Origin of the sequence: Pelomonas sp. SE-A7 (genome assembly GCF_030345705.1) — a bacterium.
In the GTDB taxonomy this organism is placed as follows: domain Bacteria; phylum Pseudomonadota; class Gammaproteobacteria; order Burkholderiales; family Burkholderiaceae_C; genus JAUASW01.
Map to the genome: position 1 here is coordinate 1,462,087 of NZ_JAUASW010000001.1, position 16,566 is coordinate 1,478,652.

A 16,566-nucleotide genomic window follows, 5' to 3' on the forward strand; every position below is an offset into this window, starting at 1 on the left:
TGATGTTCTTCGCCGAGTTCGCCCCCCCGCCCCGGCTGGCCGCCTTCCTGCACTGCATCTGGGTGTTCGAGGCCGACCATGGCGCGGCGGCCGAGGCCCAGCGCATCGTGCCCGACGGACATCCGGAGCTGCTGCTGCACTACGGCGACCCGTTCCTGGAATACGACGGATCGGCCAGCGGCGCCGGCGAGCAATCGCGGCTGGTCTTTGCCGGCCAGATCACCGGCCCGCTGCTGCTGCAACCGGGGCGACGCGCGGGCGTGATCGGCGTGCGCTTCCGACCGGCTGGCGCACGCGCCCTGCTTGGCGAGCTGCCGCCGCTGCATGAATTGCTGGACGCCCGCCTGGACCTGGCCACGCCCTGGGGCCAGGCCGGCGAAAGCCTGCTGGACGAGATTCACGAAGCCGCTGAAGCGCGCGCGCGCGTTGCCATCGTCGAACGCTTCCTGCTGCGCCGCCTCGACCAGGTCCGGCACCAACCCGATGCCGCGGTGAGCGCAGGCGTGCGCGCCCTGCAAGCCAGCGAGGGCGAGCTGAGCATCGATGCCTTGGCGGCCAGCTGCGAGATGTCGGGCCGCCAGCTGGAGCGACGCTTCCGCGCCGAGGTCGGCGTGCCGCCGCGGCTGCTGGCCAGCATCCTGCGTTTCCGCCGGGTCTTCGATCGGCTCGAGTCGCCGCAGGCCGGCCGCTGGGTGGAGGCGGCGCTGGCCGCGGGCTATTTCGACCAGGCCCACATGGTCCGCGACTTCAGGCGTTTTGCCGGCCTGCCGCCGGCCGCCTTCCATCGTTCGCTGCAAGGCCTGTCGGCCGCCATGGTCGGCGCCGCTGATGTCGGATTCGTACAAGACCCGGGCTGAGCTCGTGCCTAGGCTGGAGGCCTCATCAACGGACAAGACGGAGTCCTCCACATGCATGCCTCAATTCGCTGCCTCGCCGCCCTGACCCTGCTGGGCAGCAGCCTGGCCAGCCAGGCCCAGTCGCTGGACAAGCTCGCCTGGATGGCCGGCAGCTGGACCCAGAGCAAGGACGGCGAGACCGTCCAGGAATCCTGGCTGGGCCCGCGCGGCCAGCTGATGGCCGCGGTCAACCTGACGACCTCGGCCAAGCGCGGCAGCAGCTTCGAGTTCCTGCGCATCGTCGAGACGGCCGCCGGCATCGCCTACCTGGCCAGCCCAGGCGGCAAGCCGGTGGTGGAATTCAAGCTCAAGGAGATGGGCGAGCGCCGTGTCGTGTTCGAGAACCTGGCCCATGACTTCCCCCAGCGGGTGATCTACTGGCAGGAGGCCGACGGCGCGCTGCGCGCCCGCATCGAAGGGCAGATGCAGGGCAGGCTGCGCGGCATGGAATGGCGCTTCGAGCCCTCGGCCAAGTGACGCGCTAGCGCGGCCAGTGCGGCGCGCTGCGCCGGCCGGGCTCATTGTCTTCGGGCATGCGGGCCAGCAGCACGCTGATGCCCGCGGCGATGCTGACCAGCAGCCACAGAAGCAGGAACACCAGGGTATAGCAGCCTTGCCTGGACAGGCCCAGCTGATCGCTGACCCACAAGTCGCCCGGATCGACCACGGCGAAGATCAGCGCCTCCAGCACGCCGGCCATCATGAACGAGGGCCACAGCACGACCATCGCCAGGCGCGACGGCGGCAGGCCCTTGTCGAGCTGCGAATCCATGCTGTTCAGCGGCCGCCAGTGGCGGCATGGTTGCGGGCCTTGACCGCAGGCTGCATCGCCGCCGCATCACCCTCGCTGTCGGCCGAGGGCCGGCTGGCCACCTCGATCACCGGGTCGGGATGGCGCATCGCCAGGGTCAGCGTGGCAAAGCTGGCGATCACGACCGCAGCCGGGCCGCCGACCACCAACCACATCAGGCGTTCGCGCCACCAGGGGGCGGGCTTGTCATTCTGGCTGGCTTGCATGAATGCTCTCCTTGTAGCTGCCGTTCAGCGCGGCACCACGAAACTGGATTTCTCGTGCGGGCCGGCCTGCGCCTCAGGGCCCTCACGGGTCAACAGGAACTCGATCTTGTGGACGCCCGATCCGGCTGCCTGCGCCGCCTCGGGAGCAAGTCGCAGGGCCAGCGTCACCCATTTGGCCTCGGCCGGCGCCAGTGTCACCACGGTGGCGTCTCGCAGGCGCAGGCCCGGCAGGCCCTGGACCGACAGGCTGACCCGCTGCTCCTGCTCGGTCGCATTCATCAGCTGCACCCGGTAGAGGTTCTCGACCATGCCGTCCTCGACGAGGCGAGCCAGACTGGCGCGGTCGCGCACCACGTCCATGCGCACCGGCTCGCGCATGGCCAGGCTCACGGCCATCGCAACACAGACCAGGAGCAGGATGCTGCCGTAGATCAGCACCCGCGGCCTGAACATGCGCCGCACCAGTTGCAGGCGACTGAGGTGCTGCGACAGTCCGTTCTCGGTGTCGTAGCGGATCAGACCGCGCGGGTAGCTCATCTTGTCCATCACGTCGTTGCAGACGTCGATGCAGGCCGCACAGCCTATGCACTCGTACTGCAGGCCCTGGCGGATGTCGATACCGGTCGGACAGACCTGGACGCACAGCGTGCAGTCGATGCAGGAACCCAGGCCCAGAGCCTTGGGATCGGCCTTCTTGCTGCGCGAGCCGCGCGGCTCGCCGCGTTCGGCGTCGTAGCTGATGATCAGCGTGTCCTTGTCGAACATGGCGCTCTGAAAGCGTGCATAGGGGCACATGTACTTGCAGACCTGCTCGCGCATGTAGCCGGCGTTGCCATAAGTGGCGAAGCCGTAGAACAGGATCCAGAAGGCCTCCCAGGGCCCGAGACCGAAGGCAAGCACCTCGCCAGCCAGCTGCCGTATCGGCGTGAAATAGCCGACGAAGGTGAAGCCGGTCCACAGGCCCGTCGCAATCCAGGCCGTCTGCTTGCCGGCCTTGCGCCAGAGCTTGTTGAAGCTCCAGGGCGCCTTGTCGAGCTTGATGCGGGCCTGGCGGTCGCCCTCGAAGAGCTTCTCCACCCACATGAAGATCTCGGTGTAGACCGTCTGCGGGCAGGCATAGCCGCACCAGAGCCGCCCCGCCACCGCGGTGAACAGGAACAGCGCATAGGCCGAGATCATCAGCAGCGCGGTCAGATAGATGAAGTCCTGCGGATAGAGGACCAGGCCGAAGATGTAGAAGCGACGCGCGCCCAGGTCGAAAAGCATGGCCTGGCGCGCGTTCCACTCCAGCCAGGGCAGGCCGTAGAACAGCAGCTGGGTGAACCAGACCAGGCCCCAGCGCCAAGCCGCGAACCAGCCGTGCACGGCCCGCGCGTGGATCTTGTCCTCGGCCCGGTAGAGCGAGATGACCTGGACGCTGGAATCTTCCGGAATGCTCATCAATGGCTCAGGGCTTCGCGGCTCCCGCCGACAGGGACCAGACATAGGCGCCCAGCACATGGACCTGCTCGGGGCTCAGCCGCGCCTCATGGGCCGGCATCTGGTTGGTCTTGCCTTCATTGATCATGCGGACCACGGCGTCCTCGCCCCAGCCGTGCAGCCAGATCTTGTCGGTCAGGTTGGGAGCACCCAGGGCCGGGTTGCCCTTGCCGTCCATGCCATGGCACGCAGCGCAGGCCGTGAACTTGGACTTGCCGAGCTGGGCCGCAATCGAGTTGTGGGCGCTACCGGACAGACTCAGCACATAGTTGGCTAGATTCTTGACGTCTTGCGGCGTACCGACCGCTGCCGCCATCGGCGGCATCTGGCCTGTACGACCCTTGGCGATGGTCTGCTCGATGGCCTCCTGCGTGCCACCGTGCAGCCAGTCGTTGTCGGTCAGGTTCGGAAAACCCTTGCTGCCCTTGGCATCGGCACCATGGCAGCCGGCGCAGTTGTTGGCAAACAGCCGCTCGCCTATGCCCATGGCCTGCGGATCATTGGCCAGTTGCTCCGCCGTCTTGCCCTGGTACTGGGCATAGACCTTGGCCATGGCCTCGCGGGCCTTGAGCATCTCGTTGGCATGCTGGCCCTCGCTGGTCCAGCCAAGGCTGCCGGCCATGGCACCCAGCCCAGGGTACAGGGCCAGATAGACGCCGGAGAACAGCACGGTCAGGACGAACAGGCCCATCCACCAGCGCGGCAGCGGGTTGTTCAGCTCGCGCAGGTCCTCGTCCCAGACATGGCCGGTGGTGTTGTCGCCGGCCATCACGCGGCGGCGCGCCGCGATCAGCAGCAGCACGATGCAGAGCACCAGGCCGAGCACGGTGGCGGCGGCGACGAAGGTCGACCAGCCGTCATTGATGAAGTCACTCATTCCTCACTCCTTGCCCCGACAGCGGGGCGGCGGATTCCTCGCCTTCTGCGAACGGCAGGGCGGCGGCGGCGCTGAAGTTGCGCGAGCGGCTGTAGGCCCAGACCACGATGGCGGCGAAGCAGGCCAGCGAGACCAGCGTCACCAGCACGCGCAAATGGTTGATATCCATGGCAGCGACTCCTTGATTTACTTGACCGCAGTGCCGAGCACCTGCAGGTAGGCGATCACCGCTTCCAGCTCGGTCTTGCCCTTGACCGCCTCGGCGGCGCCGGCGACCTCGGCATCGCTGTAGGGCGCGCCCAGCGTACGCAGCACGCTCAGCTTCTTGCCCATATCGCTGGCATCCACCGGCTGGCTGGCCAGCCAGGGGTAGGCCGGCATGTTGGACTCGGGCACCAGGTCGCGCGGGTTGATCAGGTGCAGGCGATGCCATTCATCGCTGTACTTGCCGCCCACGCGGTGCAGGTCCGGCCCGGTGCGCTTGCTGCCCCACTGGAACGGCCGGTCGTAGACGAACTCGCCGGCCACCGAGTAGTGGCCGTAGCGCAGCGTCTCGGCGCGGAAGGGCCGGATCATCTGCGAGTGGCAGTTGTAGCAACCCTCGCGCACATAGATGTCGCGGCCCGCGACCTGCAGCGCCGTGTAGGGCTTGAGGCCGGCAACGGGCTGCGTGGTGGAGCGCTGGAAGAACAGCGGAACGATCTCGACGATGCCGCCGACCACCACGGTCAGCAGCACCAGCACGATCATCAGGAAGTTGTTGGTCTCGATCTTCTCGTGACCGGCCACATGTTGGCTTGCCATCTTGCTTTCCTCCTTGGCTTCAGGCGTGGGCCGGCAAGAGCGGCACGGCCACCGGTTCGACCCTGCCGGCCTGCACGGTCTTGATCACGTTCCAGGCCATGATCAGCATGCCGCCGAGGTACAGCAGCCCGCCGCCCAGGCGCACCACATAGAACGGGAAGGTCGCCTTGACGCTCTCGACGAAGGTGTAGACCAGGGTGCCGTCCGGATTCACGGCGCGCCACATGAGGCCCTGCATCACGCCGGCGATCCACATCGCGGCGATATAGAGAACGATGCCCAGCGTCGCCACCCAGAAGTGCAGCTCGATGGCGCGCTTGCTGAACATCTCGGTGCGGCCGTACATGCGCGGGATCAGGTGGTAAAGGCAGCCCATGGAGATCAGTCCGACCCAGCCGAGGGCGCCGCTGTGCACATGGCCCACGGTCCAGTCCGTGTAGTGCGAGAGCGCGTTGACCGTCTTGATCGACATCATCGGCCCCTCGAAGGTCGACATGCCGTAGAAGGACAGCGAGACGATCAGGAACTTCAGGATGGGGTCGTCACGCAGCTTGTGCCAGGCGCCCGACAGCGTCATCACGCCGTTGATCATGCCGCCCCAGCTGGGCGCCAGCAGCACCAGCGAGAACAGCATGCCAATGCTCTGCGCCCAGTCAGGCAGCGCGGTGTAGTGCAGGTGGTGCGGACCCGCCCACATATAGGTGAAGATCAGCGCCCAGAAGTGGACGATGGACAGGCGGTAGCTGTAGACCGGCCGGCCAGCCTGCTTGGGGATGTAGTAGTACATCATCCCGAGGAAGCCGGCGGTCAGGAAGAAGCCCACGGCGTTATGGCCGTACCACCACTGCACCATCGCGTCCTGCACGCCGGCATAGGCCGAGTAGCTCTTGAACAGGCTCACCGGCAGCGCTGCGCTGTTGACCAGGTGCAGCAGAGCCACCGCGAGGATGAAGGCGCCGAAGAACCAGTTGGCCACGTAGATGTGGCGGATCTTGCGGGTACCCACGGTGCCGAAGAACACCACGGCGTAGCTGACCCAGACGACCGTGATCAAGAGGTCGATCGGCCATTCCAGCTCGGCGTATTCCTTGCCGCTGGTGATGCCCAGCGGCAGCGAGATCGCCGCCGCCAGGATCACGAGCTGCCAGCCCCAGAAGGTGAACCAGGCCAGGCCGGGCGCGAACAGACGCGTCTGGCCGGTGCGCTGGACCACGTGGTACGAGGTCGCGAACAGCGCGCAGCCGCCAAAGGCGAAGATCACGGCATTGGTATGCAGCGGACGCAGCCGCCCGTAGCTCAGCCAGGAGATGCCTCCCAGCAGATCGGGCCAGGCCAGCTGCGCGGCGATCACCACGCCGACCAGCATGCCGACCACGCCCCAAAGCACGGCCGCCAGGGCAAAGGCGCGTACCGGGCCGTCCTCGTAACTGGTCCTTCCACCAGGCGCTGTTTGAACCATCGCCTACTCCTTTTCAGTCATTGCGCTTGAATGAAAAGGATTGTTCGGCGCTGCCTCAGCCGGCTCCTTGATCGCCATCAACCGAAGGCAACTCGGGCTCCAGAATCCGCTCCCCCTCGCGCTCCAGATCCTCCAGCTGGCCGCTGTTGAGCGCCCAGCCGAACAGGCCGACCAGCATCAGCACCAGCAGCACCGACAGGGGGACGAGCAGATAAAGCGACTCCATCTCGGGCCTAGCGATTCAACCGCAGCGCGTTGGCCACGACCAGCAGCGAGCTGAGCGCCATGCCGAGGCCGGCGGCCCAGGGCGGCAGCAGGCCGGCCAACGCCAGCGGCACGCAGGCCAGGTTGTAGAGCGCGGCCCAGGCCAGGTTCTGCTTGACGATGCGGCGCATCGCCAGGGCCAAGGCGCGGGCGCGCGGCAATTCCGCCAGCCGATTGACCAGCAGCACGCCGTCGGCCTGCGCTCGCGCCAGCATGGCGCCCTCGGCCATCACGATGCTGGCATCGGCCCGCGCCAGCACCGGCGCATCGTTGATCCCGTCGCCGACCATCAGGACCTTGCGTCCGGCCGCCTGCAGCTCGGCCACGACGGCCAGCTTGCGTTCGGGACTGGCACCTGCGATGCAACGCTGCACGCCGGCGGCTGCGGCCACACGGTCGGCGCGCGCCGGCGAATCGCCGGACAACAGCAGGCTGTCCAGCCCGGCCTCATGCCAGGCCGCCAGCGCGGCAGCGGCGTCAGCTCGCATCCGTTCGTCGAACAGGAACCAGAGCAAGACCCGACCCTCGCAGCCGAAGGCCAGCTGGGCCAGGCCCTGCGACGGGTCCACGCCCTGCCCTACCCAGGCCTGTGAGCCGAGGCGCCAGCTGCGACCATCCGCGTCCATGGCTTCCAGGCCCTGGCCGGCTTGCTCGCGGACGTCGCGCCAATCGAACGTCGTCTCGGGGCAAGCCCGGCGCAGCGCCTGCGAAAGCGGATGGCGCGACTGGGCCGCCAGCGCCGCCGCCATCGCCGGCAGGCCGGGATTGGCACCGGGAGCCAGCCAGTGCCGACCCAGAACCAGCTGGCCCTCGGTCAGGGTGCCGGTCTTGTCGAGCACCAGAAGATCGACCTCGGCCAGCGTCTCCAGCAGCTCCGCGCGTCGCAGCAGCAGCCCTCGCCGTGCCAGGGCCGCGGTCGCCGCCACGCGGGCCGCCGGTGCCGCCAGCGACAGCGCACAGGGACAGGTCACGATCAGGACCGAGACCGCCACCCAGACCGCTCGCGATGGATCCCACCAAGACCACCAGGCCGCCGCACCTGCCGCAAGCAGCAGCACGGTCCACAGGAAGGGCCTGGCCATGCGCTCGGCGAACGCGAGGCTGCCGGGTCGCTGGACCAGGGCTTCACGCATCAGTCGGACTATGGCCTCGTAGCGGGTGTCGCCACCTACCCGCTCCACCCGCACCAGCAGCGGCGCATCGAGGTTGAGACTGCCTGCCACCACCTCGTCGCCCATCGCCTTGGCCACCGGCAACGACTCGCCACTCAGCAGGGCTTCGTTGACCGCACTGTGGCCGCTCTGCACGCGACCATCGGCCGCAAAGGCCTGGCCGGCAGCCACTCGCAGAAGGTCACCGACGCGCAGGCGGCTGGGGTGGACCTGCTCGCTGCGGCCTTGCTCGTCGATGCGCTCGGCCAACTCCGGCAGGGCCTGCACCGACTGCTCCAGCTGCTCGGCCGCCTTGTGCCGCCAGCGCAGCTCCAGGTAGCGGCCCGCCAGCAGGAAGCTGACGAACATGGTCAGGGAATCGAAATAGACCTCGTGGCCGAACAGGCCGCCGGGATCGAAGCTGGCGGCGCTGCTGGCGACAAAGGCGACGACCAGACCCAGCACCACGGGCACGTCCATGCCCAGTTGCCGACTGCGCAATTGCAGCCAGGCGGACTTGAAGAACGGCGAGGCCGAGAACATCAGCACCGGCAGGCTCAGAACCCACTGGCCCCATTGCAGCAGTCGCTGCTGGTCGGGCGCCATCTCGCCCGGCGCCGCCACGTAGACCGGCGTGGCCAGCATCATCACCTGCATCATCATGAAGCCGGCAACGAACAGCCGCCACAGCGCCTGGCGCTGTTCGCGCTGGCGCAGCCGGCGGGCCTCGGCGGCCACGTCGGGTACGGCACCGTAGCCGGCGTGTTCCACTGCGGCGACCAGGTCTGCCAGTCGCGCCTGCTCGGGCCGCCAGCGCAGCTTGAGCCTCGAGGCCGCGGCATGGACCGAGGCGCCGGTCACGCCCGGCTGGGCCAGCAAGGCTCGCTCGATGATGCCGGCACAGGCGGCGCAATGCAGGCCCGACAACTGCAGGGCTGATACGGCATCGCCGCCCTCCCAGCTGGTGAACGGGGCGAGCAGCGCCGGGTCGTCGACCGCGATGCTGGCTGGATTGGAAAGAGGCAGGGCGCTGGTGCTCATGGGTGCTGCAGCGACCTCGCGCTGCCGCCCCATAATCTATACACACTGCCTCAAGACGACATGACTCAAATCAAGTTCAAGGCGCTTGCCGCCCTGCTGCTGAGCCTGGCCGCCGGCCTGGGCGTAGCCCAGGACCATGCCCAGCAGCTGCCGAGCATCCAGCTCGGCGCCGGCATGCACCTGATCCAGGCCGAGGTAGCCCAGACCGACGAGCAGCGCGCTATCGGCCTGATGCACCGGCCCAGCATGCCCGCCAACAACGGCATGCTGTTCATCTTCGACCAGCCGCAGCCGCAATGCTTCTGGATGAAGAACACCTTGCTGCCGCTGTCCATCGCCTTCATCGCCGACGACGGCACGGTGGTCAACATCGAGGAAATGAAGCCGCAGACACTGGACTCCCATTGCTCGCTCAAGCCGGTGCGCTATGCGCTGGAGATGAACACCGGCTGGTTCGCCAAGAAGGGCATCAAGCCCGGCAGCAAGCTGCGCGGCAAACCTTGGTCGCAATAAATAAGCAAAAAGCCGGCACGAAGCCGGCTTTCTTTTTGGCGGGGCCAGATCAGGCGTAGTTGGCCTGAGCGAACTCCCAGTTCACCAGGTTCGAGAGGAAGGTCTCGACGAACTTCTGGCGCTGGTTGCGGTAGTCGATGTAGTAGGCGTGTTCCCAGACGTCGACGGTCAGCAGGGCCTTGTCAGCGGTGGTCAGCGGCGTGCCGGCGGCGCCGGTGTTGACGATGTCGACCGAGCCATCGGCCTTCTTGACCAGCCAGGTCCAGCCCGAACCGAAGTTGCCGACGGCGCTCTTCACAAAGGCTTCCTTGAAGGCATCGTAGCTGCCCCACTTGGCATTGATCGCGTCAGCCAGCGCGCCCGTCGGAGCGCCGCCGCCGGCCGGCTTCATGCAGTTCCAGAAGAAAGTGTGGTTCCAGATCTGGGCGGCGTTGTTGTAGATGCCGCCGCTGGAGGTCTTGACGATCTCTTCCAGCGTCTTGCTTTCGAACTCGGTGCCCTTCTGCAGGTTGTTCAGGTTCACCACATAGGCGTTGTGATGCTTGCCGTGGTGGAACTCCAGCGTCTCGGCGCTGTAGTGAGGGGCCAGGGCGTCCTTGGCATAAGGCAGTGCGGGCAGGGTGTGTTCCATGTCTGTTCCTTCTAATGGGAGGGTGAGGCGGCGACGATTGTAGGCAGCTTGCTCAAGACCCTACAGCAGGCTTGAGCCGTGTGGACAGCACCTGCAGCTCGGCCTCGCCATCGGCCAGCACCGCCCTGACCTGCTGGGCCGGCTGCAGTTGCTCGACCGAGGTCAATGCGCCGCCCGAGCCGTCGTCCAGCCAGGCGTAGCCGCGGGCCAGCACGCGGGCCGGATCGAGCGCCGAAAGCCGTGCGGCCAGCGCATCCAAGCGCAGCGCGCCGGCCTGGAACTGTGAAGGCAATGCGCGCTGGCGGCGTGCCTCCAGCATGTCCAGGCGCTGCGAGCGGATCTGCTGCTGGTTCGGCAAGACCTGGCCCCAGCGCTGGGCCAGCAGGTCAAGCCGGCGGCGCTGCTGGGCGAGGGCCTGGCCGGGGCGGGCGAGGCGCAGACCGGCACGGTCCAGGCGCTGGGCTGCGGCATCAACGCGCTGCTGCATGCGGCGCTGCAGCGAGCGCGCCAGGCCGGCCAGCTCGGCCAGGCAGGTGTCGCGCTCGGGCGCCGCCAGCTCGGCAGCGGCGGTCGGCGTGGGTGCACGAAGGTCGGCCGCCAGATCGCAGAGCGTGACGTCGGTCTCGTGGCCGACACCACAGACCATCGGCAGGACGGAGTGGGCCACGGCGCGCACCAGGCGTTCGTCGTTGAAGGCCCAGAGGTCTTCCATCGAACCGCCGCCGCGGCACAGGATCAGCGCATCGACCTCGGCGCGTTCATTGGCCGTGCGCAAAGCTTTGATCAGTGCGGCCGGCGCCTCTGCGCCCTGCACGGGGCTGGGATAGATCACGACCTCGACATGCGGCGCCCGCCGCGCCAGGGCCGTCAGCACGTCATGCAGGGCAGCCCCGGCGGTCGAGGTGATCACGCCCAAGCGCTTGGGAAAGCTCGGCAGGTCGCGCTTGCGACCCGCATCGAACAGGCCTTCGGCTTCCAGCTGGGCCTTGAGCCGCAGGAACTGCTCGAACAGGGCGCCCGCTCCGGCCTGCCGCATGGACTCGGCCACGAACTGAAGCTCGCCGCGAGGCTCATACAGCGCAAGGCGGCCCCGCAGCTCGACCAGTTGGCCGTCCCGGGGCGCAAAGCCCAGCATGCTGGCGGCCCGGCGGAACAGGGCGCAGCGGATCAGCGCATTGCCCTCGGCGTCCTTGAGGCTGAAGTAGCAGTGGCCGCTGGCCGCACGGGTGAAACCGGAGATCTCGCCCTGCAGCGTGACCACGGAGAAGCGGGCCTGGAGGCTGTCGGACACCGCCGCCAGCAGACCGGCCACGCTCCAGACAACGCGTGTTGGCGCGCCTTTGAAGGGCTCAATCATGCGCAAAGCCAGGATTGGCGCGGGTCCAGAACTCCACAGCCGCGCCAATGCTGGGCTGGCGGGCCATGACCATGGTCACGGGCCTGTCACAACGCGATAACTGCTTGAATCTCAAGACCTTTTTCCTGCTCAAGAATGAGGCATTCTGTTCCGGGCCGCATGGTTGCGCGTTGGGCGCGATCTGTGCCGGCAGTTGCCCACAAAGTTATCCACAGCCGCGGTGGATTGTTGCAAGTGGCGCCCCGCGAAGCCCCGACAACCCCGAGAAGAGCGGCCGCGGCTTGGGGCCATAATCGCGCGCTGTGCGCCGACACCCGTCTGGCGCCTCGCTTGCCAAGCCTCGGAGGGACGCCCTTGTTTTCGATCATACAAGCCGCCGGCTGGCCGATCTGGCCGCTTCTGCTCTGCTCGGTCGTCGCGCTGGCCCTGGTCATCGAAAGGATGTCCAGCCTGCGCCGCAAGCGCGTCGCACCGCCGCGGCTGCTCGACGAGGTGATGAGCGTCACCTCCCACAGCCTGCCCAGCGCCGACGTGGTCGAGAAGCTGGCCGACAACTCCCTGCTCGGCGAAGTGCTGGCCAGCGGACTGCGGGCCGTGATCGTTGAGCCGCGCATCACCGAACCCAAGCTGCGCCAGGTCTTCGAGCTGGCCGGCCGCAGCGCCATCCACCAGCTGGAGCGTTACCTGAACACGCTGGGCACCATCGCCACGGCCGCCCCACTGCTGGGCCTGCTGGGCACGGTGGTCGGCATGATCGAGATCTTCGGCAGTCAGAGCCCCACCGGCGGCAACCCGGCCCAGCTGGCCCATGGCATCTCGATCGCGCTCTACAACACCGCCTTCGGCCTGATCATCGCCATCCCCTCGCTGATGTTCTATCGCTACTTCCGCGGCCAAGTCGAGGAGCTGATCCTGGAGCTGGAGCAGTCCAGTGACCGCATGCTGGGCCACCTGATGCGCTTCTCGATCCAGCAGCCGCCGGCAGCGGCCAACGGCAACAGCAGCAAGGTCTGAGCCATGAAGTTCAGACATAGGCGCGCCGAGGAGCCGGAGATCAACCTGATCCCCTTCATCGACGTGCTGCTGGTGATCCTGATCTTCCTGATGCTGTCGACCACCTACAGCAAGTTCACCGAGCTGCAGGTCAATCTGCCGACGGCCAATGCCGAGAAGCTCAAGGACAGGCCGACCGAGATCATCGTGGCCGTGGCGGCTGACGGCCGCTATGCGATCAACAAGCAGTTGGTCGACGGCCGAACACCCGACCTGCTGGCCGCCGCACTGCGCGCTGCGGCCAATGGCAACAGCGAGGCGGTGGTGATCGTCTCGGCCGATGCTGCCGCCGCCCACCAGTCGGTGATCAACGTGATGGATGGCGCCCGCCGCGCCGGCCTCAACCGGCTGAGCTTCGCCACCCAGGGCAACAACCAGTGAGCCTGGAAGCGCGGCTGCAACGCGCCTGGCAAAAGGGCGGGCTGCTGTCGCTGCTGTTGCTGCCGGTGGCCTGGGTCTACAGCGCCTTGCTTGCCCTCCGCAAGCTGCTCTATCGCCTGGGCCTGAAGAAGGTCGAGGCACTGCCGGTGCCCGTCGTCGTCGTCGGCAACTGGATAGTCGGCGGAGCAGGCAAGACACCGACCACACTGGCGCTCTTGCAACTGCTGCAGCGGCAAGGCCTGCGTGCCGGCGTGATCTCGCGCGGCTATGGCCGCAGCGACGACTCACAGGTGTGCATCGTTCAATGCAACAGCCTGGCCAGCGAAGTCGGCGACGAACCGCTGCTGATCCATTTGCGCAGCGGCGTGCCGGTGGCCGTGGGCCGAGACCGGGTGGCCGCGGCGCGAGCGCTATTGCAAGCCCATCCCGAGATCCAGCTGCTGGTCAGCGACGACGGCCTGCAGCATTGGCGTTTGCCACGCGCGCTTTCCATCCTTGTCTTCGATGAGCGCGGCACAGGCAATGGCCGCCTGCTGCCCGCCGGCCCGCTGCGCCAGCCGGCCAGCCGCAAACTACCGCCCGACAGCCTGGTGCTCTACAACGCCCCGGCGCCGACCACCGCCCTGCCCGGCCACCTCGCCGCGCGAGCACTGGCCGGCGCGGTTAGCCTGCAGGACTGGTGGCAGGGTCGACCCGCCGAACACGCGGCACTGCAGGCGCTGCGGGGTACGCCTGTGCTGGCCCTGGCGGGCACGGCTCGCCCTCAGCGTTTCTTCGACATGCTGCAGACCCAGGGCTTGAGCCTCACCGGCACCCTATCCCTGCCCGACCATGCCGACTTCAGCCCCCTGCCCTGGCCGGCAGACACCGCCGACCTGGTGCTGACCGAGAAGGACGCGGTCAAGCTGCGGCCCGAGGCCGTGGGCAGCACGCGGGTCTGGGTGGTGGCGCTAGACTTCCGACCCGATCCTGCGTTCGAGCAAGCCCTGCTGGAACGCCTCAAGCCCCTGATTGCCTCCCATGGATAACCGACTGCTGGAACTGCTGGTCTGCCCGCTCTGCAAGGGCCCGCTGACCCTGCACCGCAAGGACGAGCAGCGCGAGCTCGTCTGCCACGCCGATCGACTCGCCTTCCCGGTGCGCGACGATATTCCCGTGATGCTGGAGAACGAGGCCCGCGCGGTCGATGCCGCCGAACTCGAAGGCATGAACGGCGGCGCGCCGCGATGAGCTTCACCGTCATCGTCCCGGCTCGACTGGCTTCCACCCGGCTGCCGAACAAGCCCCTGGTCGACATAGGCGGCCTGCCGATGATCGTGCGCGTGGCGCGGCGCGCTGGACTGTCGCAAGCCGCGCGAGTGGTCGTGGCCACCGATGCTCCATCCGTGCTGGAAGCCTGTGCGGCCCATGGCGTGCAGGCCATCGCCACGCGAGCCGACCATCCGTCGGGCAGTGATCGCCTCGCCGAAGCCTGCGAGATCCTCGGTCTCGACGGTCAGGATCTGGTGGTCAATGTGCAGGGCGACGAGCCGCTGATCGCGCCCGCCATGATCGACGCCTGCGCAGCGCAGCTGCAGAGCCGTCCCGACTGCGTGATGAGCACGGTCGCCCATGCGCTGGACGAGGCGGCCGAGTTCGCCAATCCGAATGTGGTCAAGCTGGTGACGGACGCCCGTGGCACGGCCCTGTACTTTTCGCGCGCCCCGATTCCCTGGTGGCGCGATGCTCCGCAGGCGCCAGGACCGTTGCCGGGCACGGCGCTGCGTCATGTCGGCCTGTACGCCTATCACGCGGGCTTTCTGCGCCGCTTCCCGACGCTGCAGGCCAGTCCGCTGGAACGCATCGAATCGCTGGAGCAGCTGCGGGTGCTCTGGCACGGCGAGAAGATCGCCGTCCACCTCAGCGACGAGCGTCCCGGACCGGGCGTCGACACGCCCGAAGACCTGGAACGAGTACGGGCGCTGATCGCCTCCGGCGCCTGAAACAACGCGGTTTCAGGCCCACGTCAATCGGGGTGCGCGTCAGCTTGGCGCAGGACAGCGCGTGCTATCCTCGCGCGCAGTTTGCCTGGGCGCGCGCGCCCTTCATGAGTATTTAGGAGACCCCGTGCGACTGATTCTTCTGGGCGCCCCCGGCGCCGGCAAAGGCACCCAGGCTGCCTTCATCTGCCAAAAGTTCGGAATTCCGCAGATTTCCACCGGCGACATGCTGCGCGCCGCGGTCAAGGCCGGCACACCGCTGGGCCTTCAGGCCGATGCCGTGATGAAGTCCGGCGGTCTGGTCAGCGACGATCTAATCATCAGCCTGGTCAAGGAACGTATCGCCCAGGCCGACTGCGCCAACGGCTTCCTGTTCGACGGCTTCCCCCGAACCATTCCGCAGGCCGATGCCATGAAGGCCGCTGGCGTGAAGCTGGACTTCGTGCTCGAGATCGACGTGCCCTTCGAGGCCATCATCGAGCGCATGAGCGGCCGCCGCTCGCACCCGGGCTCGGGCCGCACCTACCACGTCAAGTTCAATCCGCCCAAGGTCGAAGGCAAGGATGACCAGACCGGCGAAGACCTGGTCCAGCGCGACGACGACAAGGAAGAGACCGTTCGCAAGCGCCTGGATGTCTACTCGGCCCAGACCCGCCCGCTGGTCGACTACTACTCCGGCTGGGCCGCTTCGGGCGATGCCCAGGCCCCCAAGTACCGCCGCATCGAAGGCATTGGCACGGTGGACGAGATCACCGGCCGCGCGCTGGCTGCGCTGAGCTGAGCTCGAACACCCGGAATCACAGGCCGCCTTCCGGCGGCCTTTTGTTTGAACCACAATTGACGTTTACGTCAACGTAAGGAGACACCATGGACATCGCAGGCAAAGTATTCATCGTCACCGGCGGGGCCTCGGGCCTCGGCGAGGGCACGGCGCGCATGCTGGCGCGCGAAGGCGCAAAGGTTGTGATCGCCGACCTGCAGGCCGAGCGCGGCGAGGTCGTGGCCCAGGAAATCGGCGGCGCCTTCGTGCGCTGCGACGTGAGCCAGGAGGCCGACGGCCAGGCCGCGGTGGCCAAGGCCGTGTCCATGGGCAAGCTGATGGGCCTGGTCAACTGCGCCGGCATTGCCCCGGCCGTCAAGACGGTCGGCAAGGACGGCGCCCATCCGCTGGCCACCTTCAACAAGGTGATCACGGTCAACCTGATCGGCAGCTTCAACATGATCCGCCTGGCCGCCGAGGCGATGGCCAAGAACGAACCGGAAAGCACCGGCGAGCGCGGCGTGCTGATCTCGACCGCCTCGGTCGCCGCCTATGACGGCCAGATCGGCCAGGCCGCCTATGCGGCCTCCAAGGGTGGCGTGGTCGGCATGACGCTGCCCATCGCCCGCGATCTGGCCCGCAACGGCATCCGCAACATGACCATCGCCCCCGGCATCTTCGGTACGCCGATGCTGTTCGGCATGCCCAAGGAAGTGCAGGACGCCCTGGCCGCCAACGTGCCCTTCCCCTCGCGACTGGGTACGCCGGAAGACTATGCCAAGCTGGTCCACCAGATCGTCACCAACGACATGCTCAACGGCGAAGTGATCCGCCTGGACGGCGCGATCCGCCTGGCGCCGAAATGAGCAGATGCGGCGCTGACGGCAATTGAAGACGGGCCCCG

General features: G+C 67.4%; 21 protein-coding genes. 10 read left to right on the forward strand and 11 right to left on the reverse strand.

Going from position 1 to position 16,566, the window contains the following annotated elements; all coding sequences use genetic code 11:
• The first annotated feature begins 2 nt into the window (after positions 1–2).
• Together QT382_RS06550 and QT382_RS06555 are read left to right on the forward strand one after the other, a co-directional pair.
• The gene (locus tag QT382_RS06550; protein ID WP_289253228.1) at positions 3–857 is read left to right on the forward strand and encodes a DUF6597 domain-containing transcriptional factor; all 855 of its coding nucleotides are present in this window, start codon (positions 3–5) and stop codon (positions 855–857) included.
• Between the two features lie 51 nt (positions 858–908).
• A complete protein-coding gene (locus QT382_RS06555; RefSeq protein ID WP_289253229.1) occupies positions 909–1,373 on the forward strand; it encodes a DUF6265 family protein in 465 nt (154 codons plus the stop codon).
• Between the two features lie 4 nt (positions 1,374–1,377).
• Here QT382_RS06555 and QT382_RS06560 read toward each other — a convergent pair whose 3' ends face one another.
• From QT382_RS06560 to QT382_RS06600, 9 genes are read right to left on the reverse strand one after another with little or no spacing between them, the layout of a single operon-like run.
• Positions 1,378–1,668, reverse strand: a complete 291-nt coding sequence (locus tag QT382_RS06560; RefSeq protein ID WP_289253230.1) for a hypothetical protein — start codon at positions 1,666–1,668, stop codon at positions 1,378–1,380.
• Between the two features lie 5 nt (positions 1,669–1,673).
• On the reverse strand, positions 1,674–1,913 hold the full coding sequence (locus QT382_RS06565) for a hypothetical protein (RefSeq protein ID WP_289253231.1): 240 nt from the start codon (positions 1,911–1,913) through the stop codon (positions 1,674–1,676).
• Positions 1,914–1,937: 24 nt separating this feature from the next.
• On the reverse strand, positions 1,938–3,353 hold the full coding sequence (ccoG, locus tag QT382_RS06570) for a cytochrome c oxidase accessory protein CcoG (protein ID WP_289253232.1): 1,416 nt from the start codon (positions 3,351–3,353) through the stop codon (positions 1,938–1,940).
• 7 nt (positions 3,354–3,360) lie between these two features.
• Complete coding sequence (ccoP, locus tag QT382_RS06575) at positions 3,361–4,269, reverse strand: cytochrome-c oxidase, cbb3-type subunit III (RefSeq protein ID WP_289253233.1); 909 nt, start codon at positions 4,267–4,269, stop codon at positions 3,361–3,363.
• Positions 4,262–4,438: a cbb3-type cytochrome oxidase subunit 3 gene (locus QT382_RS06580; protein WP_289253234.1), complete on the reverse strand. Its 177-nt coding sequence runs from the start codon at positions 4,436–4,438 to the stop codon at positions 4,262–4,264. Before QT382_RS06580 ends, ccoP begins: the two co-directional genes overlap by 8 nt.
• A 17-nt stretch (positions 4,439–4,455) precedes the next feature.
• Positions 4,456–5,073: a cytochrome-c oxidase, cbb3-type subunit II gene (gene ccoO / locus QT382_RS06585; RefSeq protein ID WP_289253235.1), complete on the reverse strand. Its 618-nt coding sequence runs from the start codon at positions 5,071–5,073 to the stop codon at positions 4,456–4,458.
• 19 nt (positions 5,074–5,092) lie between these two features.
• On the reverse strand, positions 5,093–6,532 hold the full coding sequence (ccoN, locus tag QT382_RS06590) for a cytochrome-c oxidase, cbb3-type subunit I (protein ID WP_289253236.1): 1,440 nt from the start codon (positions 6,530–6,532) through the stop codon (positions 5,093–5,095).
• A gap of 55 nt (positions 6,533–6,587) precedes the next feature.
• Entirely contained in the window at positions 6,588–6,758 is a 171-nt protein-coding gene (gene ccoS / locus QT382_RS06595) for a cbb3-type cytochrome oxidase assembly protein CcoS (protein ID WP_289253237.1), read from the reverse strand.
• A 7-nt stretch (positions 6,759–6,765) separates the two neighbouring features.
• Positions 6,766–8,988: a heavy metal translocating P-type ATPase gene (locus QT382_RS06600; RefSeq protein ID WP_289253238.1), complete on the reverse strand. Its 2,223-nt coding sequence runs from the start codon at positions 8,986–8,988 to the stop codon at positions 6,766–6,768.
• 60 nt (positions 8,989–9,048) lie between these two features.
• Between QT382_RS06600 and QT382_RS06605 the strand changes: the two genes are divergently transcribed.
• Entirely contained in the window at positions 9,049–9,501 is a 453-nt protein-coding gene (locus QT382_RS06605) for a DUF192 domain-containing protein (RefSeq protein ID WP_289253239.1), read from the forward strand.
• Between the two features lie 49 nt (positions 9,502–9,550).
• Here the strand turns inward: QT382_RS06605 and QT382_RS06610 are convergent, their stop codons facing one another.
• Positions 9,551–10,132 carry a superoxide dismutase gene (locus tag QT382_RS06610; protein WP_289253240.1) on the reverse strand — a complete coding sequence of 194 codons (582 nt, stop codon included), beginning with the start codon at positions 10,130–10,132 and terminating at the stop codon, positions 9,551–9,553.
• Positions 10,133–10,184: 52 nt separating this feature from the next.
• Complete coding sequence (gene xseA, locus QT382_RS06615) at positions 10,185–11,489, reverse strand: exodeoxyribonuclease VII large subunit (RefSeq protein WP_289253241.1); 1,305 nt, start codon at positions 11,487–11,489, stop codon at positions 10,185–10,187.
• Positions 11,490–11,843: 354 nt separating this feature from the next.
• On the opposite strand from xseA, the gene QT382_RS06620 reads away from it, so the two are divergent.
• The 7 genes from QT382_RS06620 (at position 11,844) to QT382_RS06650 (ending at position 16,528) form a co-directional block, all read left to right on the forward strand.
• A complete protein-coding gene (locus QT382_RS06620; RefSeq protein WP_289253242.1) occupies positions 11,844–12,503 on the forward strand; it encodes a MotA/TolQ/ExbB proton channel family protein in 660 nt (219 codons plus the stop codon).
• Positions 12,504–12,506: 3 nt separating this feature from the next.
• Entirely contained in the window at positions 12,507–12,923 is a 417-nt protein-coding gene (locus QT382_RS06625; RefSeq protein ID WP_289253243.1) for an ExbD/TolR family protein, read from the forward strand.
• On the forward strand, positions 12,920–13,951 hold the full coding sequence (gene lpxK / locus QT382_RS06630; protein ID WP_289253244.1) for a tetraacyldisaccharide 4'-kinase: 1,032 nt from the start codon (positions 12,920–12,922) through the stop codon (positions 13,949–13,951). Before QT382_RS06625 ends, lpxK begins: the two co-directional genes overlap by 4 nt.
• Positions 13,944–14,153, forward strand: a complete 210-nt coding sequence (locus QT382_RS06635) for a Trm112 family protein (protein WP_289253245.1) — start codon at positions 13,944–13,946, stop codon at positions 14,151–14,153. Before lpxK ends, QT382_RS06635 begins: the two co-directional genes overlap by 8 nt.
• The gene (gene kdsB, locus QT382_RS06640) at positions 14,150–14,905 is read left to right on the forward strand and encodes a 3-deoxy-manno-octulosonate cytidylyltransferase (RefSeq protein WP_289253246.1); all 756 of its coding nucleotides are present in this window, start codon (positions 14,150–14,152) and stop codon (positions 14,903–14,905) included. The genes QT382_RS06635 and kdsB overlap by 4 nt, the downstream gene beginning before the upstream one ends.
• Before the next feature lie 124 nt (positions 14,906–15,029).
• The gene (gene adk / locus QT382_RS06645; protein ID WP_289253247.1) at positions 15,030–15,683 is read left to right on the forward strand and encodes an adenylate kinase; all 654 of its coding nucleotides are present in this window, start codon (positions 15,030–15,032) and stop codon (positions 15,681–15,683) included.
• An 86-nt stretch (positions 15,684–15,769) separates the two neighbouring features.
• Positions 15,770–16,528, forward strand: coding sequence for a 3-hydroxyacyl-CoA dehydrogenase (locus QT382_RS06650; protein WP_289253248.1), 759 nt, complete (start codon positions 15,770–15,772; stop codon positions 16,526–16,528).
• Positions 16,529–16,566 lie beyond the last annotated feature (38 nt).